Annotated in this window: 16 protein-coding genes; 12 read left to right on the top strand and 4 right to left on the bottom strand. The window is 68.1% G+C overall.

Annotated elements, in window-relative coordinates:
• Positions 1–850: 850 nt before the first annotated feature.
• Positions 851–1,027, bottom strand: coding sequence for a hypothetical protein (locus RPQ07_RS08955; protein ID WP_313943553.1), 177 nt, complete (start codon positions 1,025–1,027; stop codon positions 851–853).
• Between the two features lie 888 nt (positions 1,028–1,915).
• A complete protein-coding gene (locus tag RPQ07_RS08950) occupies positions 1,916–2,335 on the bottom strand; it encodes a hypothetical protein (RefSeq protein ID WP_313943552.1) in 420 nt (139 codons plus the stop codon).
• Positions 2,336–2,640: 305 nt separating this feature from the next.
• Between RPQ07_RS08950 and RPQ07_RS08945 the strand changes: the two genes are divergently transcribed.
• Positions 2,641–3,084 (top strand): nuclear transport factor 2 family protein, encoded by a 444-nt coding sequence (locus tag RPQ07_RS08945; RefSeq protein ID WP_313943551.1) that lies wholly within the window; start codon positions 2,641–2,643, stop codon positions 3,082–3,084.
• 91 nt (positions 3,085–3,175) lie between these two features.
• Here RPQ07_RS08945 and RPQ07_RS08940 read toward each other — a convergent pair whose 3' ends face one another.
• The gene (locus tag RPQ07_RS08940; protein WP_313943550.1) at positions 3,176–4,705 is read right to left on the bottom strand and encodes a UDP-N-acetylglucosamine 1-carboxyvinyltransferase; all 1,530 of its coding nucleotides are present in this window, start codon (positions 4,703–4,705) and stop codon (positions 3,176–3,178) included.
• Positions 4,706–5,465: 760 nt separating this feature from the next.
• Between RPQ07_RS08940 and acnA the strand changes: the two genes are divergently transcribed.
• On the top strand, positions 5,466–8,180 hold the full coding sequence (acnA, locus tag RPQ07_RS08935) for an aconitate hydratase AcnA (RefSeq protein WP_313943549.1): 2,715 nt from the start codon (positions 5,466–5,468) through the stop codon (positions 8,178–8,180).
• Between the two features lie 89 nt (positions 8,181–8,269).
• On the opposite strand, the gene RPQ07_RS08930 is transcribed toward acnA, so the two are convergent.
• Positions 8,270–12,106 carry a GH92 family glycosyl hydrolase gene (locus tag RPQ07_RS08930; protein ID WP_313943548.1) on the bottom strand — a complete coding sequence of 1,279 codons (3,837 nt, stop codon included), beginning with the start codon at positions 12,104–12,106 and terminating at the stop codon, positions 8,270–8,272.
• A gap of 509 nt (positions 12,107–12,615) precedes the next feature.
• Here RPQ07_RS08930 and ngcE point away from each other — a divergent pair.
• From ngcE to RPQ07_RS08880, 10 genes are all read left to right on the top strand, one after another.
• The gene (ngcE, locus tag RPQ07_RS08925) at positions 12,616–14,064 is read left to right on the top strand and encodes an N-acetylglucosamine/diacetylchitobiose ABC transporter substrate-binding protein (protein ID WP_313943547.1); all 1,449 of its coding nucleotides are present in this window, start codon (positions 12,616–12,618) and stop codon (positions 14,062–14,064) included.
• Positions 14,065–14,113: 49 nt separating this feature from the next.
• Entirely contained in the window at positions 14,114–15,037 is a 924-nt protein-coding gene (locus RPQ07_RS08920; protein WP_313943546.1) for a sugar ABC transporter permease, read from the top strand.
• Between the two features lie 145 nt (positions 15,038–15,182).
• Positions 15,183–16,049: a carbohydrate ABC transporter permease gene (locus tag RPQ07_RS08915; protein ID WP_313948827.1), complete on the top strand. Its 867-nt coding sequence runs from the start codon at positions 15,183–15,185 to the stop codon at positions 16,047–16,049.
• Between the two features lie 241 nt (positions 16,050–16,290).
• Entirely contained in the window at positions 16,291–17,490 is a 1,200-nt protein-coding gene (locus RPQ07_RS08910) for an ROK family transcriptional regulator (protein ID WP_313943545.1), read from the top strand.
• 122 nt (positions 17,491–17,612) lie between these two features.
• On the top strand, positions 17,613–18,725 hold the full coding sequence (locus tag RPQ07_RS08905) for a sugar ABC transporter substrate-binding protein (protein WP_313943544.1): 1,113 nt from the start codon (positions 17,613–17,615) through the stop codon (positions 18,723–18,725).
• Positions 18,726–18,922: 197 nt separating this feature from the next.
• Positions 18,923–19,711: an ATP-binding cassette domain-containing protein gene (locus RPQ07_RS08900; RefSeq protein ID WP_313943543.1), complete on the top strand. Its 789-nt coding sequence runs from the start codon at positions 18,923–18,925 to the stop codon at positions 19,709–19,711.
• Complete coding sequence (locus RPQ07_RS08895) at positions 19,708–21,009, top strand: sugar ABC transporter permease (RefSeq protein WP_313943542.1); 1,302 nt, start codon at positions 19,708–19,710, stop codon at positions 21,007–21,009. The genes RPQ07_RS08900 and RPQ07_RS08895 overlap by 4 nt, the downstream gene beginning before the upstream one ends.
• A 163-nt stretch (positions 21,010–21,172) precedes the next feature.
• Positions 21,173–23,086 (top strand): 1-deoxy-D-xylulose-5-phosphate synthase, encoded by a 1,914-nt coding sequence (gene dxs, locus RPQ07_RS08890; RefSeq protein WP_313943541.1) that lies wholly within the window; start codon positions 21,173–21,175, stop codon positions 23,084–23,086.
• Positions 23,087–23,258: 172 nt separating this feature from the next.
• Positions 23,259–24,806 carry an amino acid permease gene (locus tag RPQ07_RS08885; protein WP_313943540.1) on the top strand — a complete coding sequence of 516 codons (1,548 nt, stop codon included), beginning with the start codon at positions 23,259–23,261 and terminating at the stop codon, positions 24,804–24,806.
• A 138-nt stretch (positions 24,807–24,944) separates the two neighbouring features.
• The gene (locus RPQ07_RS08880) at positions 24,945–26,444 is read left to right on the top strand and encodes an ArnT family glycosyltransferase (protein WP_313943539.1); all 1,500 of its coding nucleotides are present in this window, start codon (positions 24,945–24,947) and stop codon (positions 26,442–26,444) included.
• Positions 26,445–26,514 lie beyond the last annotated feature (70 nt).

The following is a 26,514-nucleotide window of genomic DNA, read 5'->3' as shown; positions in this document are numbered from 1 at the left end:
GGAGTAGCCCATCGAGCGATTGTGGGCCCTGCGCCGGCACTGTACGTTCCCGCACACGGATCGACGTAGCTCAGGGGGCGGGGATGTCTGGATACGGCCGCGCGGAAAGCGAGTGGGAAGAGCTGGTACGTGCCGGTCGTGGCTTCCTCGTTGAGCGAGCGAAGCTGGGCAAGCTCACCTCGTACACCGAGCTCAACGTGACTCTGGCCAGGCGAACAGGCTGCCGTCCCTTCGACTTTGAGCGTGCTGACGAGCGCCGCGATGGGGGCTCCTGGGTCAAGCAAGTGAAGCAGCTCCACGAATGCCATGGAGCTGGTCCACTAGTGGCCTGAGATCAAGCACCCTGAGTGTCTGACTGCGTCACAACGCCGACGGACAGCGGCGGAGATCTGCACACACCCTGCGGAGCATTGCAGCAGGTATGAGGCGTGCCAGCGCCTGGTCGAGCGCCCTCGCACGTTGCTTCGGAACGAAGCGGTCGCTCCGTTAGGGTGCGCCGCATGACCGACGATGCCCCGGCCTGTCCCGAGTGCGGCCGGCCCATGGAGTCAGGCGGCTTCGTGCTCTCCAAGCGTGAGGACGTTGGCCAGCGGACCTGCCGGACGCTCTGGAGGTGTGCCGGTCGGCATGTCTGGTGGGGCTGGGCCGACCTGCCGGATGAGCCTTTGGAAGTTTGCCCGGTGTCGGAGCTCTTTCGCTGACAGCAACGACCACGGACGGCGGCGACGATCGGCGGTTGTGGCACCGATGCACGAGGCGGGCCCTCAACCAAGCCCTTGAGTTACCCCAGGCGCCCGTCCACACAGGTCAGGCCGCAGCCGTGGCCCCATAGCGCGGTGATTCCCAAGCTTCAGAGCGCGGGTTCGATTCCTTTCACCCGCTCCATGAAAAAGGCCCAGGTCGTAGACCCGGGCCTTTGTTGGTTGTCCGAACCGAGCTGGGCGCCTCGAATCACGTGGTTGATCGTCCGCGATTCCTGGTTGGGCCTCTCCACATGGTCGTGGCCGGCGGCGACCTGCTGGCTCACTCTGCCGTGTCCGTGTCCGTGTCCGTGTCCGTGAGCGCCGGCACCGGACCGGGTCGTGCACCCTGTGCTCCACTGGACGAGGCATAGCGCGCGCGAAAGCCAGTCAACGTCACTGCACTCCGTGCCCGTTGGCCGGGGCTGTCACGCGCGGCGACGGCAGGCTCCTGGCGATCCGCCGAGCGGACAACGGGACTTGGCTCGACCGGCGGGGCAGCTCCCGCCCAAAGCCGCTACACCGACCTTCGCATCCGACCAGCCGCGTGTCAGACTGCCGTTCATGACTCACAGCCGAAAGGTCCATGGCGCGTAGGCGCCCCTCAAGCCTCCGGGCCGACAACAAGCGCTTTGCCGCACATCTCGGCAGCTACTCGAAGATCAGTCGGCTTTCCGGCCCAGCTCAGGCACAGATCATTCAGTTGGAGCGGACGCGACTCCAACCCGGCGTGGTCGAGCAGGCTCTCTCTCGGTGGGCTGCCATCGCACGAGCACCGAGGGATCAGCTCCCTTCGCCGTTCAGCGATCGGTGCGGGGTCCTGGACTGTTGCCGCGAGCCGGCGGACGAGCGAGATCTTCTGGAACTAGCAATCCGCGCTCTCCCCAAGAAGAGCTCCCTGGAGCTCCGCAACATCGTGCAGCCTCTCGACCTGAAGATCCTCGACCGTCCCGACGCCGTGCCGTACGTCCACACACCCCATCGCTGGTGGCAGAGCGCCTTCTGACCAAGCCGTGCCCCTGCCGTGCCCGATCGAGCGGGGATTCACGGGGAAGACCGGCAACCACGACGGCTGGACATGCCGAGGGCCCCTGACCAAGATGGCTGGTCAGGGGCCGTTCACCTGCGGTGGGTGTGGGATTTGAACCCACGGTGCATCGCTGCCACGACGGTTTTCAAGCCTGTTCGGTGGTGTCCGTCCGCCAAGATCGGTCGGCCTCTGCCCGAGCCAGTTCGGCGTCGTAGAGGGTGCCCAGGAAGTGAAGGTCAAGCGGAGGGGTCTCGTCGCGCGGAGCTTCCCAGTCCGTCCAGCACACGACGCCCTCCGTTCGCTGAACGACAGCGCTCAATGCGCCGCAGCAACCAGCCGTGCATGCGGTTTCGCCGAAGAAGAGACGCCGTGCCTCTCCCGTAGCGCGGAAGGGGCTCGGGCGGTCGACCGGCAGTGCATCCTGGGCGAAAGGGCCGCGGCCGCCCTCGCCGACGACACCGTTCACTGCACCGTGCACGATGTCCTCTCCGTTGACCAGAAACCGTACCTGCGCAGCCCATCGCGGGCCTCGGGGAAGCACTCTGATCTCAAGCCGATCGAACATCGGTCCACCCTACGGTCAACCTCGATCCACTGCTGAGCCGCAGGCAGCGACGTCGGTTCATCAGCTGTAGAAGCCTCTGACATACTCGCCTGGCCCACCTATGAAGTCTCCTGCGCCCCCGACGGACTCCCATCCCCGGTGCAGACCTCCTCGGTTGCGCTCGGCCACGGGGCAGAGGCCTGATCGATCAGGCTCCGCATTACCCCTGACGTAATCGACCCCACCGCGCCACCACGGCACCGTGGAACACGTCAGCGGGAGCCCCGGCGAGGGATCCCGAACCGCAGGCCCGAGGAGCGCGCACCATGTCTCTCACGTCCCCCGACACCACCGCGGGTTCCACCGCCGACGCCACCCGTCACGTCGTCCAGGAGTTCATCGCCGCCCGGGTGGCCGGTGACGTCGAGCGGCTCGTCGAGATCTTCGCCGACCAGGTCGACTGGCAGCTCGCCGAGAACCCCGCCGTCCCGTGGATCCGCCCGCGCTCCACCGGAGCGGAGTGCGCCGCCCAGTTCACCGACCTCGCCGAGCACACGGTCGCCGAGGATGCGCGGGCCTCCGTCGACACCTTCCTCGTGGACGGCGCCGACGCCGTCCTGATGGGACACCTCTCGGGAACCGTGCGAGCCACGGGAAAGAGCTTCGAGGGCCCCTTCGCCCTCCACCTCACGGTCGAGGAGGGCCGGATCACCCGGCACCATCTGTACGAGAACAGTCTGTCCATCGCCGAGGCGTGCACCGCCAACTGACCCCGAGTTCCCGGCCTCGGCCGTGTCCGGACCACGCCGGTGACACGGCCGACGGCCGGCATGCCGCCAGGCAGCAGGACCCGCGGCGGGCTCAGATGTCCCGGAAGATCTCGATCTGCGCCCCCACCGAGTTCAGCCGCTCCGCCAGCTCCTCGTAACCCCGGTTGATCACATACACGTTGCGCAGGACCGACGTCCCCTCCGCCGCCATCATCGCCAGCAGCACCACCACCGCCGGGCGCAGGGCCGGCGGGCACATCATCTCCGCCGCGCGCCAGCGGGTCGGGCCCTCGACCAGGACGCGGTGGGGGTCCAGGAGCTGGAGGCGGCCGCCGAGGCGGTTGAGGTCGGTCAGGTAGATCGCCCGGTTGTCGTAGACCCAGTCGTGGATCAGCGTCTTGCCCTGGGCCACCGCCGCGATCGCCGCGAAGAACGGGACGTTGTCGATGTTCAGGCCCGGGAACGGCATCGGGTGGATCTTGTCGATCGGCGCCTCCAGCTTCGAGGGACGCACCGTCAGGTCCACCAGCCGGGTGCGGCCGTTGTCCGCCGCGTACTCCGCCGTGCGGTCGTGGTCCAGGCCCATCTCCTCCAGCACCGCGAGCTCGATCTCCAGGAACTCGATCGGGACGCGCCGGATGGTGAGTTCGGACTCCGTGACGACGGCGGCGGCCAGCAGGCTCATCGCCTCGACCGGGTCCTCGGAGGGGGAGTAGTCGACGTCCACGTCGATGGTCGGGATGCCGTGCACGGTGAGCGTCGTGGTGCCGACGCCCTCCACCCGTACACCGAGCGCCTCCAGGAAGAAGCACAGGTCCTGGACCATATAGTTGGAGGAGGCGTTGCGGATGACGGTCACACCGTCGTGCCGGGCCGCGGCCAGCAGCGCGTTCTCGGTCACCGTGTCGCCGCGCTCGGTCAGCACGATCGGCCGGTCCGGCGTCGTCGCCCGCTCCACCTCCGCGTGGTACAGCCCTTCCGTCGCGGTGATGTCGAGGCCGAAGCGGCGCAGCGCGATCATGTGCGGCTCGATCGTGCGGGTACCGAGGTCGCAGCCACCCGCGTACGGGAGCTTGAAGGCGTCCATCTTGTGCAGCAGCGGGCCCAGGAACATGATGATCGACCGGGTCCGCCGGGCGGCCTCGGCGTCGATGGCGTCCATGTCGAGCTCGGCGGGCGGCACGATCTCCAGGTCCAGGCCCTCGTTGATCCAACGGGTGCGTACACCGATGGAGTTGAGCACCTCCAGCAGGCGGAAGACCTCTTCGATGCGGGCCACGCGGCGCAGCACGGTGCGGCCCTTGTTGAGCAGGGAGCCGCACAGCAGCGCCACACAGGCGTTCTTGCTCGTCTTGACGTCGATGGCGCCGGAGAGCCGGCGTCCGCCGACCACCCGCAGATGCATGGGCCCGGCATAGCCGAGGGAGACGATCTCGCTGTCGAGCGCCTCGCCGATGCGAGCGATCATCTCAAGGCTGATGTTCTGATTGCCGCGCTCGATGCGGTTCACAGCGCTCTGGCTGGTGCCGAGTGCCTCCGCGAGCTGTGTCTGTGTCCAGCCCCGGTGTTGTCGGGCGTCACGGATGAGCTTGCCGATGCGTACGAGGTAGTCGTCTGCCATGGGGGCACGCTATCTCAGATATGAGATGCGATCGCGCAAAGGGGCCTGTCGGAGTGACGAATCGTTAGCAAACGGGTGATGTTGCTCATCCAGGGACAGTTCGGGGCGTCGAGAGCTTCGGTCGCCGAGCGTCCCGGGCTGCCGTTCTTTCAAGCGCGCCCCGCGTCGCCGTTCCGTTCGGCCGTGGCCGCCGTGGCCGGGCCGGCCGGTCGTGAAGGCGCCGGGCGAGGTCGGTACACGGCGCCGGCGGCGCAACCCGCGGCGCAACCCGCAGCGCCGCACCGTCGGCGCGCTCGGCCGGGCGTCGCCGGCCCTGTTCTGTGGTCGCCGCCTTCACTCCGGGGCCGCGCTGACGCGTGGTCGCGCGCGGCGCCGGGTGCCGTGCAGCGGCCGGCCCGCGACTGCCCGCTCGCCGCGGCCCACTCGCCGCGGCCCGCTCGCCGCGGCCTGCTCTCCGCGGGCGCGCGCAGCCCATACGTGCCGCCCCGCCCGGGGCGCTCTCCGCGCATCCCCCCGTCGGCAGAAATGACCCGGTTCGCCCGCCGGTATCCGTCCGGGGCATGAGGTCCGTCACCTGAGTCCAGGCATGACCGATCCGCGGTCATGTACTAGAGTTATCTCGACATCGAGATATCTGCCGAAGGCGTACCGCAGCCGCCACCGGTAAGGGTTACCTAACTAAGCCTTACCTTAGCGGATCGGCGAGGAGCCGTGGCGGCAGCATGGACGTAGTACGCGCACATTGATGAAGGAGACTGTCGTGTCGGCGAACAGCTTCGACGCCCGCAGCACGCTGCGCGTGGGCGACGAGTCGTACGAGATCTTCAGGCTGGACAAGGTCGAGGGGGCCGCCCGCCTCCCTTACAGCCTGAAGGTGCTGCTGGAGAACCTGCTCCGCACCGAGGACGGCGCGAACATCACCGCCGACCACATCCGCTCCATCGGCAACTGGGACTCCCAGGCGCAGCCGAGCCAGGAGATCCAGTTCACGCCGGCCCGTGTGATCATGCAGGACTTCACCGGTGTGCCCTGTGTCGTCGACCTCGCCACCATGCGTGAGGCCGTCAAGGAGCTCGGCGGCGACCCGGCGAAGGTCAACCCGCTCTCCCCGGCCGAGCTGGTCATCGACCACTCCGTCATCGCCGACAAGTTCGGCACCGCGGAGGCCTTCGGCCAGAACGTGGAGCTGGAGTACGGCCGCAACAAGGAGCGCTACCAGTTCCTGCGCTGGGGTCAGACCGCGTTCGACGACTTCAAGGTCGTCCCGCCGGGCACCGGCATCGTGCACCAGGTCAACATCGAGCACCTCGCTCGTACGGTCATGGTCCGAGGCGGCCAGGCCTACCCCGACACCCTCGTCGGCACCGACTCGCACACCACCATGGTCAACGGCCTGGGCGTGCTGGGCTGGGGCGTCGGTGGCATCGAGGCCGAGGCCGCGATGCTGGGCCAGCCCGTCTCGATGCTCATCCCGCGCGTCGTCGGCTTCAAGCTGACCGGCGAGCTGCCGGCCGGCACCACCGCCACCGACCTGGTCCTCACGATCACCGAGATGCTGCGCAAGCACGGCGTCGTCGGCAAGTTCGTCGAGTTCTACGGTGAGGGCGTCGCCGCCACCTCTCTCGCGAACCGCGCCACCATCGGCAACATGTCGCCGGAGTTCGGCTCCACCGCCGCGATCTTCCCGATCGACGACGAGACCCTGAAGTACCTGCGTCTGACGGGCCGCGACGCCCAGCAGGTCGCGCTCGTCGAGGCGTACGCCAAGGAGCAGGGCCTCTGGCTCGACCCGGCCGCCGAGCCCGACTTCTCCGAGAAGCTGGAGCTCGACCTCTCCACGGTCGTCCCCTCCATCGCCGGCCCGAAGCGTCCGCAGGACCGCATCGTCCTCGCAGGCGCCTCCCAGCAGTTCGCGCTCGACGTACGCAACTACGTCGAGGACGACGACGAGGCGGGCAAGGAGTCCTTCCCGGCCTCCGACGCCCCGGCCTCCACCAACGGCGTGCCGTCGCGTCCGACGACCGTCACGGCCCCCGACGGCTCGACCTACGAGATCGACCACGGCGCCGTCACCGTCGCCGCGATCACCTCGTGCACCAACACCTCGAACCCGTACGTCATGGTCGCCGCCGCGCTGGTGGCGAAGAAGGCGGTCGAGAAGGGCCTGACCCGCAAGCCGTGGGTCAAGACCACGCTCGCCCCGGGCTCCAAGGTCGTCACCGACTACTTCGACAAGGCGGGCCTGACCCCCTACCTCGACAAGGTCGGCTTCAACCTGGTCGGTTACGGCTGCACCACCTGCATCGGCAACTCCGGCCCGCTGCCGGACGAGGTCTCCAAGGCCGTCAACGACCACGACCTCGCGGTCACCTCGGTGCTCTCGGGCAACCGCAACTTCGAGGGCCGGATCAACCCCGACGTCAAGATGAACTACCTGGCGTCCCCGCCGCTGGTCGTCGCGTACGCCCTCGCCGGTTCGATGAAGGTCGACATCACGAAGGACGCCCTCGGCATCGACCAGGACGGCAAGCCGGTGTTCCTCGAGGACATCTGGCCGACCGAGGCCGAGGTCAACGACGTCGTGGCGAACGCCATCGGCGAGGACATGTTCAACAAGTCCTACCAGGACGTCTTCGCGGGCGACGCCCAGTGGCAGGCGCTGCCGATCCCGACCGGCAACACCTTCGAGTGGGACCCGCAGTCCACCTACGTGCGCAAGCCCCCGTACTTCGAGGGCATGACCATGGAGACCACCCCGGTCGAGGACATCACCGGCGCCCGGGTGCTCGCCAAGCTCGGCGACTCGGTCACCACCGACCACATCTCCCCGGCGGGTGCCATCAAGGCCGACACCCCGGCCGGCAAGTACCTCACGGAGCACGGCGTCGAGCGCCGGGACTTCAACTCCTACGGCTCGCGCCGAGGCAACCACGAGGTCATGATCCGCGGCACGTTCGCCAACATCCGCCTGCGCAACCAGATCGCGCCGGGCACCGAGGGCGGCTACACCCGCGACTTCACGCAGGACGGCGCTCCGGTGTCGTTCATCTACGACGCCTCGCGCAACTACATCGAGCAGGGCACCCCGCTGGTGATCCTGGCGGGCAAGGAGTACGGCTCCGGCTCGTCCCGTGACTGGGCCGCCAAGGGCACCGCACTCCTCGGCGTCAAGGCCGTCATCGCCGAGTCGTACGAGCGCATCCACCGCTCGAACCTCATCGGCATGGGCGTCCTGCCGCTCCAGTTCCCGGAGGGCGCGACTGCCGAGTCCCTCGGTCTGACCGGCGAGGAGACCTTCTCCTTCACCGGCGTGACCGAGCTGAACAACGGCTCCACGCCGCGCACGGTCAAGGTCACCACCGACACGGGTGTGGAGTTCGACGCGGTCGTCCGCATCGACACCCCCGGTGAGGCGGACTACTACCGCAACGGCGGCATCATGCAGTACGTGCTGCGGAACCTGATCCGCAACTGAGTACGGCAGTACGACGGAAGGGCCGCACCCCCGGTGGGGGTGCGGCCCTTCCGCCTGTCCGGGGCGGTTCCCGGATCGGGAGAGCGGGATCAGGAGATCAGCTCGATCTCCGCCAGCGTCGGTGTCCCCACCGCCACCAGCCGGTACGTGGTGTACGTACCGGGCCGCGCGACGGTGAAGGCCCGGGTCTGCTTGTCCCAGGTGAACTTCTGGCCGGACCGCTGGTCGAGATCCTTCCAGCGCTCCCCGTCGTTCGAACCCTGGAGCACCCACCCGGTCGGCGCCTTGGCGCGGGCCGAGGAGGTCAGGGTGTACTGGAGCGCCCGCGTCTTCGACGCCACCGGCAGCTCCACCGTGCCGAGCGTCGTCTCCGTCGCCGACGAGTTGTCGAACAGCGGACCCGAACCCTCGATCACGTCGTGCCGCGGCTTCGGCGCCTGGTCGTCCTGGGTGATGGAGACCGGGGCCGCCTTCTTCCCGCTGCCCCAGGCGGACGGCTTCGGCCCCATCGCGAACTCCAGGGTGCCGCCGCGGGCGATCAGTTCGTGCGGCAGGGCAGTGGAGTTCCAGGACTTGCCGTTCACCTTCAGGCCCTGGACGTAGATGTTCTTCGCGCTGTTCTTGGGCGCCTTGACGACCAGCTTGCGGCCGTTGTCCATCCGGACCGTCACCTTGGTGAACAGCGGCGAGCCGATCGCGTACTCACCACTGCCCATCACCAGCGGGTAGAAGCCGAGCGAGGAGAACAGGTACCAGGCCGACTGCTCGCCGTTGTCCTCGTCGCCGTGGTAGCCCTGCCCGATCTCGCTGCCGGTGTAGAGGCGGGAGAGCACCTCGCGCACCTTCTCCTGCGTCTTCCAGGGCTGCGAGGCCGCGTTGTACATGTAGGTGACGTGGTGGGCGACCTGGTTGGAGTGGCCGTACATGCCCATCCGTACGTCACGCGCCTCGGTCATCTCGTGGATGACGCTGCCGTACGAACCGACGAACTCGGGGGAGGCCGTCTCCGGGGTCGAGAAGTAGGTGTCGAGCTTCTTGCCGAGCCCGGAACGTCCGCCGTAGAGGTTCGCCAGGCCCCGGCTGTCCTGCGGAGCGGTGAAGGCGTAGCCCCAGCCGTTGGTCTCCGTGTAGTCGTAGCCCCACACCCGCGGGTCGTACGAGGCGCTCGGCACCCGCCAGTCGCCCTTGAGATCGCGGCCCTGGAAGAAGCCGGCCTCGGAGTCGAAGAGCGAGACGTAGTTGCGCGCCCGGTTGAGGAAGTACTCCGACTCCTCCTTGTACCGCGGGTTCTTGGTCTTCTGGTAGAGCGCCTTGCCCATCGAGGCGATGCCGTAGTCGTTCAGGTAGCCCTCCAGCGACCAGGACAGGCCCTCATGGGTCGAGGTGGAGGCGTAGCCGAGGAACGGCGAGGTCTCCATGCCCTTGCGGCCGACGCCCGAGGACGGCGGGACGACCGACGCGTTCTTCAGCGCCGCCTCGTACGCCGCCTCGGCGTCGAAGTCCACGCCCTTGACGTACGCGTCCGCGAAGGCGACATCGGAGCTGGTGCCGGTCATCAGGTCCGCGTAGCCCGGTGAGGACCAGCGGGAGATCCAGCCGCCGTCCTTGTACTGCTGGACGAAGCCGTCCACCAGCTCGCCCGCCTTCTTCGGAGTGAGGAAGGAGTACGCGGGCCAGGTGGTGCGGTAGGTGTCCCAGAAACCGTTGTTGACGTAGACCTCACCGTCGACGATCTTCGCGCCGGTGTGGGTGGGGGTGTCCGGGCCGGTCATCGGCGAGAACGGGCTCGCGTACTGCTGCTTGGGCCGCGACTTCGTGCCGGTGTTCTCGAACCCGGAGTTCGGGTAGAGGTACAGCCGGTACAGGCTGGAGTAGAGCGTGGTCAGCTGGTCGCGGTTGGCGCCCTCCACCTCGATCCGGCCGAGCACCTCGTCCCATGCGTCCTGCGCCTTGTCCTTGACCCGGTCGAAGCGGCTGCTCGCCGGGAGTTCGTCGGCCAGGTTCTTCTTCGCCTGGTCGACGCTGATGAGCGAGGTGGCCAGGCGCAGTGTGACGCTCCGGTCCTTGCCGGCGTCGAACCGGAAGTGACCGCTGACGCCGGTGGCGCCCGAGTCGGTGACCGGGGCGTCGAAGACGCCGTGGACGAAGAGCCGGGTGGCGCCCGTCGACAGGCCGCTCTTCACGTCCGAGTAGCCGCTGAAGGAACGGGTGGCCGCATCGAGGGTCAGGCCGCCCTCCTTCGTCACGTTGTCGAAGAGGATGCTCGCGTCGTCACCGGGATAGGTGAACCGCATCATCGCCGCGTGGTCGGTCGGGGTCATCTCGGCCTTGAGGCCGTTCTCGAACGTGACGCCGTAGTAGTGCGGACGCGCGGTCTCGTTCTCGTGCCTGAAGGGCAGCGCCCGCTTGTCACGGTCGGTGTCCGGGGTGCCGGCGAGCGCCGACGGCATCACCTGGAACGTCTGCCGGTCACCCATCCAGGGGCTGGGCTCGTGGCTGGCGGCGAACGCCTCCACGGCGGGCAGATTGTCCGCGTTGTTCCCGCGGGAGTACTCGTACAGCCAGCTCTTGGACTCGGCGTTGGTGACCGGGGTCCAGAAGTTGAAGCCGTGCGGCACGGCGGTCGCGGGGAACGTGTTGCCGCGTGAGAAGGAGCCGCTGGAGTTGGTGCCGCGCGTGGTCGAGGCGTAGTCCGACAGGTGCGCCAGGCGCTTCTCCGGGGCCTTCGGCGCGAGCGTGATGTCGTCGACCCAGCCCTGGAACTTCGCCGGGCCCTTGGGGGAGTCGTACGCCACCAGCACGCGGTCGACGGTCTTGCCGGACGCCACCGAGCCGATCCGGGAGGCCACGTGGTTCCACTGGTTGACGTACAGCCGCTTGGCGGCCCCCTGGCCCTGCGGGGTCAGCAGCCCGCCGTGCGCGTCCACGGCCCGCAGATCGCTCAGATAGGTGCCGTCGGTGAAGGCGAGGTCCACCGACACGTTCGTGGCCGGGTAGTTCAGATCCGTCTCCGGGAGGGAGGGGAAGATCCGGTACGAGAGCTCGGTGTCGCGGCCGACGGCCGTGTTGACGTCGAAGACCTTGTTGTACGAGTAGGCCCGTCCGTCCGCCTTGTGGTTGCCGGCGTAACGCAGGGCACGCTTTCCGGTGAATCCGGCGTTCGACTTGGCGGTGGGGGAGCCGGCCGGCCCGCGGTCGACGAGGCTGCGCATCTCGTCCGGCGTCGGGGCGCTGGTGTCACCGTTGGAGAACTGGACGTCGGCCAACTGGGTGGCGTCGGAGGCACCGTTGTTCTTGGTGATCTCCAGCCGGTAGTGCGCGTAGGCCGTCACCTCGGACGCGGCGCCGATGTCGTACGTCCTGGTCTGGAAGCGCTTCTCGAAGCTCTGGCCCTCGCGGGTGTCCAGGACCTTCCAGTCCTTGCCGTCGGCGGAGCCCTTGAGGGTCCAGTCCTTCGGGTCCCGTTCGGCGTGGTCGTTCGCGGACGTCATGGCGTACGTGACGACCTTGACCGGCTCGTCGGTGTCGAACTCGATCCAGGCGGTGGGCTCGAATCCCAGCCATTTGGTGCCCGGCTGAAGGTCGACCAGGTTCTCCTTGGTTTCTCCCGCGCCGGTGTTCTCGCCGCTCGCGCGGAGCTCTATCACCTTGTCGGTGATATTGCCCGGTATTCCGGTGGAGAAGCCGCCGTCGACACCGGATGACCGCTTCTTTCCGTCCGGGCCGTCTTCTACGGTATTGCGCCAGTCGGGCTGGCGTTCGTCCTCCTCGAAGGAGGTCGTGAATTCCCGGTCTGCCGCGGCGGATGGAGCCGCCGGCGCGGGCTGGGCGACGGCGGCCGACTGGCCCGTCACCACGAGCAGGGAAGCGGCAGCCACCAGGGCTGCCGCATTGAGTGGACTCTGCCGAAGTCTGGGTCTGGCCATCACGGGCCTGTCCTCCAGGTGAAGCCGCGTCGGACAACGTTGTCAGCGCGATGCGCAGGCTCCAGTAGGGAGGCAAGTGCTACGCGGTGTCAAGGGTGTTGGCGATGTGGCGCGGCTGGATTCGACCGTTCCGCAACAAATGATGTGGTCATATGGGCGCGCACGGGGGCCAGGTATCCGTCGAGGTCTCAACTCGGGAAAGACTGCCCCCCAAAGTTGCTTTCGATCTTGCTCCGTTGACCTGAAGTGGACTATACCTGTCGGCGTCCGCCTACCTGTTTTATATGGCAGCGGGCCAGGGGGGACGGGGGAGGCGGACGGCCGAGCGTATCGACTACCGTCCCCACACGATCCGTTCCCGCTGCCAACCGTGCACGACCCCGAGCTTCACTGGTTTTCCCCCCGGGAGAACACAGCAACTGACCGCGGTGGCGGGGCCCTTCGCCTGTGGCGATATGGACGGGCGACCGGTACACCGCCTGAGTCCTGGAGAAGGCGAGGACTTGAGCATGGGATCCACCTCCGCCCACAACAATGAGGGCCTTGGCCGTCGTAGTCTGATCAAGCGGTCTGCCGCACTCGGCCTGCTGACCGTGCCGACGATGAGCTTCCTGTCCGCCTGCGCGAGCGGCGACGGTGGCAGCAGCGACAAGGTCGACAAGGGCCAGAAGTCCGCCAAGAACCCGCTCGGCGTCAACGAGACGGCGCAGCTCGAGGTGGTCATCTTCGACGGCGGATTCGGCCAGCAGTACGCACTGGACGCCGAGAAGAAGTACGAGGCCGCCTTCCCCAAGGCCCCCAAGGTCAAGCACCGGGCCACCCAGAAGATCCAGTCGGAGCTCCAGCCGCGCTTCAACGGCGGCACCCCGCCGGACCTGATCGACAACTCCGGCGCCCAGCAGATGGACATGGGCGTCCTGGTCGGCAAGAAGCAGCTCTCCGACCTCACCCCGCTGCTCGACGCGCCCTCCATCGACGACCCCAACAAGAAGGTCCGCGACACCCTGCGGCCGGGGATCGTCGAGATGGGCCAGTTCGACGGCGAGCCGGTCTGGATCCTCTACTACGCCTACACCGTCTACGGCGTGTGGTACTCGCAGACCAACCTCGAGAAGCTCGACTCCGCGTACCCGGAGACCTGGGACGAGATGCTCGCGCTCTGCGCGAAGGCGAAGAAGAAGGGCATCGCCGGCTGGACCTACGCGGGCAAGCACCCGTACTACCTGCCGTTCTCGCTCTACCCCTTCATCGCCAAGATCGGCGGCCGCGAGGTCCTCGACGCCATCGACAACCTGGAGCCGAAGGCCTGGGAGCACTCCGCGGTCAAGGCCGCGTTCGAGGCCTACTACGAGCTCTACAAGAAGGGCTACATCCTCAAGGGCACGCCCGGCATCGACCACATCCAGTCCCAGACGGCCTGGACCGAGGGCAAGGCGCTCTTCATCCCCAACGGCTCCTGGGTGGAGAACGAGGCGGCGAAGACCACGCCCAAGGACTTCAAGATGATGGTGGCCGCGCCCTCCAGCCTGGACGCGTCCGACAAGCTGCCGTTCGGCACCATCTGGGCGTCCGGCGGCGAGCCCTTCATCGTGCCGGCCAAGGCGAAGAACGCCGAGGGCGGTATGGAGCAGCTGCGCATCATGCTCAGCGAGGCCTCGTCGAAGAGCTTCACCGCGTCGGTGAAGTCCCTGACGGCGTTCAACGGCGGAACCGACGGTCTGACGCTCTCGACAGCCATGCAGTCCGGCGTCGACTCGCTGAAGAAGGCCGGCGACAACGTGGTCAACCCGCGCATCCAGGACTGGTACGTGAAGCTCCAGAAGGAGCAGATCGGCGTTGCCGGTCTCGGTGAGATGATGGCCGGCCGCGCGACCCCCGCGGAGACCATCAAGAAGATCCAGGGCTTCGCGGACGCGGCGGCCAAGGACCAGTCGATCAAGCACTACAAGCACCAGTGAGCAGGCGTCACCAGCGGCGGCATTCGCCGGAAGATCGGGGTCGGTAACCATGCAACACGGCAAGTACCGGTTCATCGTGGGCTTCTTGGCTGCCCCCTTGGCCTTGTACGCGGTCTTCGTCATCTGGCCGTTCATCCAGTCCATCTACTATTCGTTCACGGACTGGACGGGCCTGAGCCCGGACTTCAAGATGGTCGGCTTCGACAATTACAGTCGAATGCTCGACGACGACATCTTCTGGAAATCGCTGCAGCACAGCCTCTGGTTCGCGCTGCTCCTGCCGCTGGTGACGCTCGGCCTCGCACTGTTCTTCGCGTTCATGCTGAATGTCGGCGGGCGGCGCCGGAAAGGCGCCGCCATCGCCGGTGTCCGCGGTTCGTCCTTCTACAAAATCGCGTACTTCTTCCCGCAGGTGCTGTCGATCGCGATTGTCGCCCTGCTGTTCCAGTTCGCGTACAACCCCAACGACGGTGCGATCAACGGCGCTCTCCAGGCCGTCGGTCTCGACAGCATCCAGCCGGACTGGCTCGGCGACCCCGATCTCGCCCTGTGGTGTGTCATGGCGGTCCTGGTCTGGAGCACGGTCGGATTCTTCGTCGTCCTCTTCTCCGCCGGTATGGCGTCCATTCCCAAGGACTTCTACGAGGCGGCACTGCTCGACGGCGCGAGCCGGTTCACCACCTTCTTCCGCATCACCCTTCCGCTGCTGTGGGACACCGTGCAGTCCGGCTGGGTCTACATGGGCATCCTCGCCCTGGGCGCGGAGTCGTTCGCGGTCGTGCAGATCATGACCGTGGGACCGGGCGGACCCGACTACTCGACCACGGTCCTCACGCTGTACGTGTACCAAACGGCCTTCCGCGACGGACAGGCCGCCTACGCGACCACGATCGGTGTCGCCCTGCTCGTCGTCACCCTGGCCTTCGCGGCCGTCGTGATGCGGCTGGGCCGGCGCGAGCGGCTGGAGTACTGATGCGGCGTCATCCCGGGGACAGGCCCTCGGACCCCCGGCAGAAAAACAGCTCGGTCGCGGTGGCCGGCACGACAGCACGAGGTGATTTCCGGTGAAATCCACTGACGCGCCGCCCGCCGGTGTCTCCGAGGTCCGCCAGCCGGTCATGAAGACGAAGGCGGAGCCCGCCGCCCCCGCCAAGAAGACCTCGGGCAGTGTGCTCAACGTCTTCTCGCACGGCGTGCTCGTCATCTGGGCGATCATGGTCGTGCTGCCGCTGCTGTGGGCGGTGATGACGTCCTTCAAGACGGACCGGGCGATCTTCACCTCGCCGTGGTCGCTGCCCGACTCACTGCACTTCGAGAACTGGTCGCGCGCCTGGAGCCAGGCGCACATGAGCGACTACTTCCTCAACACCATCCTGGTCGTGGGCGGTTCGCTGATCGGCACGCTGCTGTTCGGCTCCATGGCCGCGTACGTCCTGGCGCGCTTCGACTTCCCCGGGAACCGCTTCATCTACTTCCTCTTCATCGGAGGGATGAGCTTCCCGATCATGCTGGCGCTGGTGCCGCTGTTCTACGTGCTGAACAACGTCAGCCTGCTGAACACGCTGCACGGGCTGATCCTCGTCTACATCGCCTACTCGCTGCCGTTCACGGTCTTCTTCCTGACTGCCTTCTTCCGGACTCTGCCGTCGTCGGTGGCCGAGGCCGCGATGATCGACGGCGCGTCGCACACCCGGACCTTCTTCCAGGTCATGCTGCCGATGGCCAAGCCGGGACTGATCAGTGTCGGCATCTTCAACTTCCTCGGTCAGTGGAACCAGTACATGCTGCCGACCGTGCTCAACACGGACCCGGACCGCAAGGTGCTCTCGCAGGGTCTGGTGGAGCTGGCCGTGAGCCAGGGGTACAAGGGCGACTGGTCCGGACTGTTCGCCGGTCTGGTGATGGCGATGCTGCCGGTGCTTGCCGCGTACATCATCTTCCAGCGTCAGGTGGTGGCGGGACTGACGGCCGGCGCGATCAAGTAGCCCGTCCGTGCCGAAGCGACGGCCGTGCCCCGGCGGGCCTTCCCGCCGGGGCATTCGCCGTACCGGTGCCCTGTGCGACGGTGCGCGGGTGTCCCTCGCGCCGCTCAAGGTCTTGACGGGATAACCCCCTGGGCGTTCAGCTTAGAGTTCACAAGTTGGAGAGACGTCGGGATTGCCTCACGGGCATTCCGGCCGGGGGCGGCCGTCGTGCCGCCCACCGGGGGCAGGAGTGGATGAGTCAATGGAGACTCCGGGATCGCAGACATCTCTGCACCGGGCCAACCTCGAACGGGTTGTGCGCGCGGTCCGCATGGCGGGCTCGCTGACGCAGGCCGAGATCGCGAGGAGCACCGGCCTGTCCGCGGCCACGGTCTCCAACATCGTTCGCGAACTGAAAGACGGCGGCACCGTCGAGGTCACACCCACCTCCGCGGGCGGCCGGCGGGCCCGCAGCGTCTCCCTCAGCGGTGACGCGGGCATCGTCATCGGCGTCGACTTCGGCCATACGCATCTGCGGGTCGCCGTCGGCAATCTCGCCCACCAGGTGCTGGCCGAGGAGTCGGAACCGCTCGACGTCGACGCCTCTTCCGCACAGGGCTTCGGGCGGGCCGAACAGCTGGTCAACCGGCTGATCTCGGCGACCGGTATCGGCCCGGACAAGGTGATCGGCGTGGGCCTCGGTGTGCCCGGTCCCATCGACGTGGAGTCCGGCACCCTCGGCTCCACCTCGATCCTGCCGGGCTGGACGGGGATAAACCCCAGCGAGGAGCTCTCCGGACGGCTCGGCGTCCCGGTCTACGTGGACAATGACGCCAACCTCGGCGCCCTCGGCGAGCTCGTCTGGGGCAGCGGACGGGGGGTGCGGGACCTCGCGTACATCAAGGTCGCCAGCGGTGTCGGCGCCGGTCTGGTGATCGACGGCCAGATCTACCGCGGGCCGGGCGGCACGGCCGGGGAGATCGGCCACATCACCCTGGACGAGTCCGGTCCCGTGTGCCGCTGCGGCAACCGCGGCTGCCTCGAGACGTTCGCCGCAGCCCGCTACGTCCTGCCGCTGCTCCAGTCCAGCCACGGCGTCGATCTGACCATGGAACGCGTGGTCCAGCTGGCCCGGGAGGGCGACCCCGGCTGCCGCCGGGTCGTCGCCGACGTGGGCCGCCACATCGGCAGCGGCGTCGCCAATCTCTGCAATCTCCTGAACCCGAGCCGCGTAGTACTGGGCGGGGACCTCGCGGAGGCCGGAGAATTGGTTCTCGGACCCATTCGTGAGTCCGTCTCCCGGTACGCCATCCCCAGCGCAGCGCGGCAGCTGTCGGTGGCACCGGGCGCTCTTGGTGGACGGGCCGAGGTGCTTGGCGCACTGGCTCTGGTGCTCAGCGAAATGGGCGATTCGACCCTTCTTGACAGCGCTCTGCCGACCAGTGCGCCTGCCTTCACTTAGATAACGAATGGCACCGTTGTCATCTCGTTAAGGATTTACTCCTTGACGCTGGCACCGGGGCCGAGTTGACTTCCAGCCACCTCGGCCGCAACGACGCGGCCCCGTCAGGGAGGTTTCCACAGATGAACGCACATCTGCGTCGTGCCGCCGTTGCTACTGCCGCCACCGCCATGGCCGTCTCGCTCGCTGCCTGTGGCAGCGCGAAGGAGTCCGGCGACAAGGCCAAGGAGTCGGGCGCCGCGAAGGGCGACGACATCACGGTCGGTCTGCTGCTGCCGGAGAACCAGACCGCGCGCTACGAGAAGTTCGACAAGCCGCTGATCGAGAAGAAGGTCGGCGAGCTGACGAACGGCAAGGCGAAGGTCGTCTACGCCAACGCCAAGCAGGACGCGACGCTGCAGACGCAGCAGGTCGACACCATGATCACGAACAAGGTCGACGTGCTGATCGTCGACGCTGTCGACTCCAAGGCCATAGCCGGTGGCGTCAAGAAGGCCAAGGAGGCGGGCATCCCCGTCGTCGCCTTCGACCGCCTGGCCGAGGGCCCGATCGACGCCTACACCTCCTTCGACAACGAAGAGGTCGGCCACGTCCAGGGCAAGGCGCTCCTCGGAGCGCTGGGCACCAAGGCCAAGGCCGGCTCCATCGTCATGATGAACGGTGCGATCACCGACCCGAACGCCGCGCTCTTCAAGAAGGGCGCGAAGGCCGAGCTCGATGGCAAGGTCACCGTCGGCAAGGAGTACGACACCAAGGAGTGGAAGCCGGAGAACGCCAACGCCAACATGGAGGCGGCGATCTCGGCCCTCGGCAAGAACAAGATCGTCGGCGTCTACTCCGCCAACGACGGCATGGCGGGCGGCATCATCACCGCCCTCAAGGCCGCCGGCATCTCCCCGCTCCCGCCGGTCACCGGCCAGGACGCCGAGCTCGCCGGTGTGCAGCGCATCGTCGCGGGTGAGCAGTTCATGAGCGTCTACAAGCCGTACCAGCCGGAGGCCGCGGCCGCCGCCGAGATGGCTGTCGCGCTCGCCAAGGGCGAGAAGCTCGACTCGATCGCCAAGGACACCGTGGACAGCCCCACCACCAAGGGCATCCCGACCGTGCTCGTCCCGGTCGTCTCGCTGACCAAGGCCAACATCAACGACACGGTCATCAAGGACGGCGTCTACACCGTCCAGGAGATCTGCACCCCGAAGTACAAGGCCGCCTGTGACGCGGCGGGCCTGAAGTAAGGCCGGGGGCCCCTCCGGGCCCGCCCCCGCAGAAGCCTGTCCGGCGTCCCGCCCCATCCCAACCACCCCGCTGATGGGGCGGGGCGCCGGACGGATCGCTTCGCCCCTGGTGCCGCTCCCGGGGCACTAGTTCCCTGCTGCTCAGCCTCCGCGCCACACCCCGGCGCGGCATCCCCGCCGGTCAGGCGGCGAAGGAGATGGTTCACGTGTCCGCTACGCCCGTGTTGGCGTTGCGAGGGGTCTCCAAGCGATTCGGTGCCGTCCAGGCGCTCACCGACGTAGAGCTTGAGGTCCACTCCGGAGAGGTCGTAGCCCTGGTGGGCGACAACGGCGCCGGAAAGTCCACGCTGGTCAAGACGATCGCCGGCGTGCACCCCATCGATGACGGTGTCATCGAGTGGGACGGCAAGTCGGTGTCGATCAACCGTCCGCACGACGCCCAGGCCCTGGGCATCGCGACCGTCTACCAGGACCTCGCGCTGTGCGACAACATCGACGTTGTCGGAAACCTCTACCTCGGCCGGGAGATCCGCAAGCGCGGCATTCTCAACGAGGTCGAGATGGAGCGTCGTGCACTCGAGCTCCTGAACACGCTGTCGATCCGCATCCCCAGCGTGCGCATCCCGATCGCGTCGCTGTCCGGCGGTCAGCGCCAGACGGTGGCCATCGCCCGTTCGATGCTCGGCGAGCCCAAGCTCGTCATCCTCGACGAGCCGACCGCGGCCCTCGGTGTCGAGCAGACCGCCCAGGTCCTCGACCTCGTCGAGCGCCTGCGCGAGCGCGGTCACGCGGTGATCCTGATCAGCCACAACATGGCTGACGTCAAGGCCGTCGCCGACAAGGTCGCCGTCCTGCGCCTCGGGCGCAACAACGGTGTCTTCGACGTGAAGTCCACGTCGCAGGAAGAGATCATCTCCGCCATCACGGGCGCCACGGACAACGCCGTGACCCGTCGTGCGGCGCGCAACGCGGAGGTTCAGAAGTGAACATCGACAAGACCTCCACGACGACCGACGCGCCCGCGGACGCGCCCGTCGTGAACCCGGAGGCCGCCAAGGCCGCCGTCACCGCGGTCGACCCGCGGCTGCTGGTACGCGAGCAGGGCCTCGCGGGCTACTTCTCCGAGTTCAAGCGCAAGATGCACGCCGGTGACCTGGGCTCGATGCCGGTCATCGTCGGTCTGATCATCATCGGCGCGATCTTCCAGAGCCTGAACTCGAACTTCCTCTCGGCCGAGAACCTGAGCAACATCGCGGTCACGATGGTCGCCACCGGCATGATGGCCGTCGGCATCATCTTCGTTCTGCTGCTCGGTGAGATCGACCTGTCGGTCGGCTCCGTCAGCGGTGTCTCCGGCGCCGTCGTCGCGGTGCTGAGTGTCACCCACGGCATGAACGAGTGGCTCGCGGTCCTCGTCGCGGTCGTCTCCGGCGCCGCCATCGGCGCGCTCCACGGCTTCTTCTTCGCCCGGATCGGCGCCCCCGCGTTCGCCGTCACGCTGGCCGGCCTGCTGTTCTGGCTCGGCTTCATGCTCCAGCTGCTCGGCGAGAACGGCACGATCAACCTGGACGGCGAAGGTGTCGTCGGCAAGCTGACCACGTACTACTTCACCGACGTGGCTGCCGCCTACGGTCTGGCCGCGGTCGCCGTGGCCGGCTTCTTCCTCTCCAGCTTCTACGACAACCGCCGCCGTGCGGCCGCCGGCATCCCGTCCCGGCCGCTCGTCGACATCGTGGTGCGCACCGTGGCCCTGGCCGTGATCGCCTTCGCCGGCGCGATCATGTTCAACCAGTACAAGGGCCTGCCGCTGGCGCTGGTCCTGTTCCTCGCCGTCCTCGTGATCACGGACTTCGTCCTCCGCCGTACCACCTACGGCCGGAAGATCTTCGCGCTCGGCGGCAGCGTGGAGGCCTCGCGGCGTGCCGGTATCAACGTCACGGCGATCCGGATCTCCGTCTTCTCGCTCGCCGGCACCTTCGCGGCCATCGGCGGCCTGTTCTGGGCCTCCAAGATCGCGGCGGCGAACCAGAGCGCCGGCGCCGGTGACCTGCTGATGAACGTCATCGCGGCGGCCGTCATCGGCGGCACCAGCCTCTTCGGTGGCCGGGGCCGGACCTGGAACGCCCTCCTCGGCGTCATGGTCATCGTCTCGATCCAGTACGGACTGGCGCTCGAGGGCATCGCCACCCCGATCCAGTACATGATCACCGGTGGTGTGCTGCTGGCCACTGTTGTGATCGACTCGATCACCCGCAAGACGCAGAAGACCGCAGGTCGCGCCTAGCACAACCGGCCAGTGCCCGGCACCGTGACACGGTGCCGGGCACTGCTGCGTCTGGGCCGTTGGAGTGATGCGGAACGCACCGCCCGATGACTGCGCTCCGGCGCGGAACATTAGACTCGACGAATCGGCACGCTCGACCAGCTCAACAGTCAAGGAGGCACGGGTGGCTTTGCTTACCCGTATCAAGGGACCGCGCGATCTGGACCGGCTCAGCCCGGAGCAGCTGGATCAGCTGGCCGCAGAGATCCGGACCTTTCTCGTCGACGCGGTCTCCAAGACCGGCGGACACCTCGGTCCCAACCTCGGCGTCGTCGAGCTGACCATCGCTCTCCACCGGGTCTTCGAGTCCCCGAAGGACAAGGTCCTGTGGGACACCGGTCACCAGAGCTACGTGCACAAGCTCCTCACCGGCCGTCAGGACTTCTCACGGCTCAAGATGAAGGGCGGCCTCTCCGGCTACCCGTCGCAGGCCGAGTCCGACCACGACGTCATCGAGAACTCCCACGCCTCCACGGTGCTCGGCTGGGCCGACGGCCTCGCCAAGGCCAACGAGGTGCTCCGCAAGGACGACCACGTCGTCGCGGTCATCGGTGACGGAGCCCTGACCGGCGGTATGGCCTGGGAGGCGCTGAACAACATCGCCGCCGCCAAGGACCGCCCGCTCGTCATCGTCGTCAACGACAACGAGCGCTCCTACGCGCCCACCATCGGCGGCCTGGCCAACCACCTCGCCACCCTCCGGACGACCGACGGCTACGAGCGCTTCCTCGCCCGCGGCAAGGACATCCTGGAGCGCACCCCCGTCGTCGGCAGGCCGCTCTACGAGACCCTGCACGGCGCCAAGAAGGGCCTCAAGGACTTCATCGCTCCGCAGGGCATGTTCGAGGACCTGGGACTGAAGTACGTCGGCCCCATCGACGGCCACGACATCGAGGCGCTGGAGTCCGCCCTCGCCCGCGCCAAGCGCTTCGGCGGGCCCGTGATCGTGCACTGCCTCACCGAGAAGGGCCGCGGCTACCAGCCCGCCCTCCAGGACGAGGCGGACCGCTTCCACGCGGTGGGCAAGATCCACCCCGACACCGGTCTGCCGATCGCGAGTTCGGGACTCGACTGGACCTCCGTGTTCGGCGAGGAGATGGTCCAGCTCGGCAAGGAGCGGGAGGACATCGTGGCGATCACCGCCGCGATGCTCCAGCCGGTCGGGCTCGACAGGTTCGCCAAGGCCTTCCCCGACCGTGTCTACGACGTCGGCATCGCCGAGCAGCACGGCGCGGTCTCCGCGGCGGGTCTGGCGACCGGCGGCGTGCACCCCGTCTTCGCGGTCTACGCCACCTTCCTCAACCGCGCCTTCGACCAGGTCCTGATGGACGTGGCCCTGCACCGCTGCGGCGTCACATTCGTCCTGGACCGCGCCGGTGTCACCGGCACCGACGGCGCCTCGCACAACGGCATGTGGGACATGTCGATCCTCCAGGTCGTCCCCGGCCTGCGGATCGCCGCCCCGCGTGACGCGGACCAGGTACGGGCCCAGCTGCGCGAGGCGGTCGAGGTCGACGACGCGCCGACCGTCGTGCGGTTCTCCAAGGGCGCCGTCGGCCCCTCGGTGCAGGCCGTGGGCCGGGTCGGAGGCATGGACGTCCTGCGGGAGGCGAAGGTTGCCGACCCCGACGTCCTGCTCGTCTCCGTCGGCGCGCTCGCCCCGATGTGCCTGGAGATCGCCGATCTCCTCGACAAGCAGGGCATCTCCACCACCGTGATCGACCCCCGCTGGGTCAAGCCGGTCGACGAGGCCCTCGCGCCGCTCGCCGAGCTGCACCGGGTCGTCGTCACCGTCGAGGACAACAGCAGGGTCGGCGGCGTCGGATCCGCCGTCGCCCAGGCGCTGCGGGACGCCGGCGTTGATGTCCCGCTGCGTGACTTCGGCATCCCGCCGCGCTTCCTCGACCACGCCTCCCGCAAGGAGGTCATGGCCGAGATCGGCCTGACGGCACCGGACATCGCCCGTCAGGTGACGGGGCTCGTGGCCAGGCTCGACGGCCGTTTCGACAGCGAGGCCGTGGAGCCCGCCCGCGACTGACCGTCACCCGGTTGACGCGAATGGCGCTGCACAGCGTGCATGAATAGGGGCCGGAGGGTCACCCTGGTGGGGTGGTCCTTCCGGCCCATTCGCGTGAAGCGTGCTGTGACGGCCGCCCGTGGACCACCCACCGTCCCGATGATGTCGGGGACGTCAAGCGTGGAGGTGCACGGTGAGCACACAGACAGACCCTGCGGGCGGCCCAGCAGGCAGAAGGGGCGCCTTCCGGACCAAGACGGTCGAGCAGTCGATCCGCGACACGGAGGAGCCGGAGCACGCGCTGAAGAAGTCGCTCTCCGCCTGGGACCTGACCGTCTTCGGCGTCGGCGTCATCATCGGCACGGGCATCTTCGTCCTCACGGGTATCGCGGCCAAGGAGAACGCCGGGCCCGCGACCGCCCTGTCCTTCGTCGTCGCCGGCGTCGTCTGCGCACTGGCGGCGCTCTGCTACGCGGAGTTCGCCTCCACCGTGCCGGTGGCGGGTTCCGCGTACACGTTCTCCTACGCCTCCATCGGCGAACTTCCGGCCTGGATCATCGGCTGGGACCTGGTCCTGGAGTTCGCGCTCGGCACCGCCGTGGTGGCGGTCGGCTGGTCCGGGTACGCGCGGCACCTCCTGGACACCAACCTCGGCTGGCAGATGCCCTCCGCCCTGTCGGGACCCGATGCGGGAGGGCACTTCGACCTGCTGGCCTTCCTGCTCATCCTGGCGCTGACCGCCATCCTGGTCATCGGCATGAAACTGTCCGCCCGGATCACCGCGATCGTCGTCGCGATCAAGGTCACCGTGGTCCTGCTGGTCATCGTCGCGGGCCTGTTCTTCATCAAGGCCGACAACTACACCCCGTTCATCCCTCCGGCCGAGGCGCAGGAGACGGGGGGCGGTCTCACGGCGCCGCTGGTGCAGGTCCTGTTCGGCTACGACCCCACCAACTTCGGCGTCATGGGCATCTTCACCGCGGCGTCCATCGTCTTCTTCGCCTTCATCGGGTTCGACGTCGTCGCCACCGCGGCGGAGGAGACCAAGAACCCCCAGCGGGACATGCCCCGCGGCATCCTGGGCTCCCTGATCATCTGCACCGTGCTCTACGTGGCCGTGACGCTCGTCGTCACCGGTATGCAGAACTACAAGGAGATGTCGGCGACCGCGCCGCTCGCCGACGCCTTCAAGTCCGTCGACCAGCCCTTCTTCGCCGGTGCCATCAGCCTCGGCGCGGTCGTGGGCCTCATCACCGTCTGCATGATCCTGCTTCTGGGCCAGACCCGGGTGTTCTTCGCGATGAGCCGTGACGGACTGCTGCCGCGCTTCTTCTCCGTCACCCACCCGAAGTTCCGGACCCCCCACCGGGCGACCATCGTGCTCGGCTGCGCCATCGCCGTCATCGCGGGCTTCACCAGCCTCGAGGCGCTCGCGGCCCTGGTGAACATCGGCACGCTCTTCGCCTTCGTGATCGTGGCCCTCGGCGTCATCGTCCTCCGCCGCACCCGCCCCGACCTGCACCGCGCCTTCCGTACCCCGTGGGTGCCGGCGCTCCCCATCATCTCCATCGCGGCGTCGCTGTGGCTGATGCTGAACCTGCCGACCGAGACCTGGCTGCGGTTCGGCGTCTGGATGCTGATCGGTGTGGTCGTGTACTACCTCTACGGCCGCGGGCACAGCCGGTTGCAGACGCGAGCAGGGTCCGGCGGATCCCTCTCGGGTGACGGCAACCCCAAGTAGCCCGGCGGGCCGCACCCCCGCTCAGCAGCGGTAACAGCGCCACCTTTCGCACCGGCCCCGTATGTCCTGCTCCGGCAGGACCTGCGGGGCCGGATACTGTGCGTTTCCGGGCCTGCACCCTGACCCGGAAAGGCACTCATGCCGGCGGAGCCGCCATCCTCGCTACGCCGCGTCCCCGCGCGGTCCCTGCCCCGGCAGCGCCGCCGGGTACCGGCCCCGGCGCGCCGTCTCCACTACTGGCGGCGGCTGCTTCCGGCCCTCGGCCTGCTCGCGCTCGTCACCCGCATCCCGTCCTTCGGGCACCGGCTGTGGAGCCCGGACGAGGGCTATCTCGCCGTCCAGGCGCGGATACTGGCGGACGGCGGAGCGCTGTACGAGACCGTCGTCGACCGCAAGCCGCCCCTGCTGCCGCTGCTCTACGAGACGCTGTTCGCGCTGTTCGGCGACGAGTCGCTGCGCTCGGTGAGGGTCCTCGCGGTCCTCGCCCAGCTCGTCACCGCCGCACTGCTCGCCAGCATCGCCCGCCGCCGCTGGGGCGATCGCGCCGGGCGCACCGCGGGCGTGCTGTATCTGCTGGTGTCCATCGGCCTGAATCCCGAGGACGCCCAGGCCGCCACCTTCGAGGTCTTCATGCTGCCGTTCACGGCCGCGGCCGTCCGGTACGCGGACCGCGGCCGCTGGGGCGCCGCGGGCGTCGCGGTTGCGGGGGCGTTCCTGACCAAGCAGACCGGCGGAGCCGTCCTCGGTCCGGTCCTGTGGCTGCTCTGGCAGACCGCGCCGGTGCACCGCAGCGCACTGCTGCGCACGGCTCTGGGATTCGCCCTGCCGGTCCTGGCCGCCGCGCTGCTCACCGACCCGTCCGGCTTTCTGTTCTGGACGGTCACCGGATCGGGGGCGTACGCCTCGTTCACCGGCTCCGAACTGCACGTCCTGTCCCGGGCCGTGGCCAACACGGCGCTGCTCGGGGCCGCCTGCGCGGGACTGGTCCCGCCGGTCGTGCGGGTGCTGCGCAGTGCGCGCACGGGCGTGGGCGACCTCTGGCTGTGGCTGGCGTCGTCGGCGGCCGCCGTGCTGCTGGGTTTCCACTTCTTCGGGCACTACTACCTGCAACTGATCCCGCCGCTGGCCCTGTTGGCGACGGGAGCCCTGCAGATCCTGCCGCGTCACCGGCTGGCGTCCGCGCTGGCGTGGTCGGCCTGCGGCTGCGCCCTGTTCCTCCTCTGGGGGACGCTGACGCCTCGTCCGGAGCTGGCCCACGCCCAGCGCCTCGCGACGGCCGTACAGGCCCGTACAGGCCCCGCTGAGAGCGTTCTCGTGTGGGGGATACACCCCGAGACGTACTGGCTCGCCGACCGGCCGCCCGCCAGCCGCTTTCTGACGGCCGGTCTGCTCACCAACTACAGCGGCGGCCGCAACGGCCCCCAGGTGGGGGAGAAGTACGGGGTGGAGGGCGCCTGGCCCACGTTCGCCGACGAGATGCGCGCCCACCCGCCGGCGCTGATCGTCGACGACTCCCGGGGCAAACCCTTCGCCCCCGAACGCGTCCCGACCCTGCGCAGACTGCTGGAGCGGCACTACGAACCGCTCCCCGGCGAGATCGACGGCGCGGTGCTCTACGTCCGCTCGTCCGGCGGCTGAGAGCCTGTCGGGTGATCTTCGACCGGGAAGCGGATGCGGTCTGGTGCGTGCGATTCCAAGGCGCCAGGAT

It is taken from the genome of Streptomyces sp. AM8-1-1, from assembly GCF_032229325.1.
Lineage (GTDB): Bacteria > Actinomycetota > Actinomycetes > Streptomycetales > Streptomycetaceae > Streptomyces > Streptomyces achmelvichensis.
The sequence above is the reverse complement of the archived record's forward strand: the minus strand, read 5'-3'. Positions and strand labels throughout refer to the sequence as shown.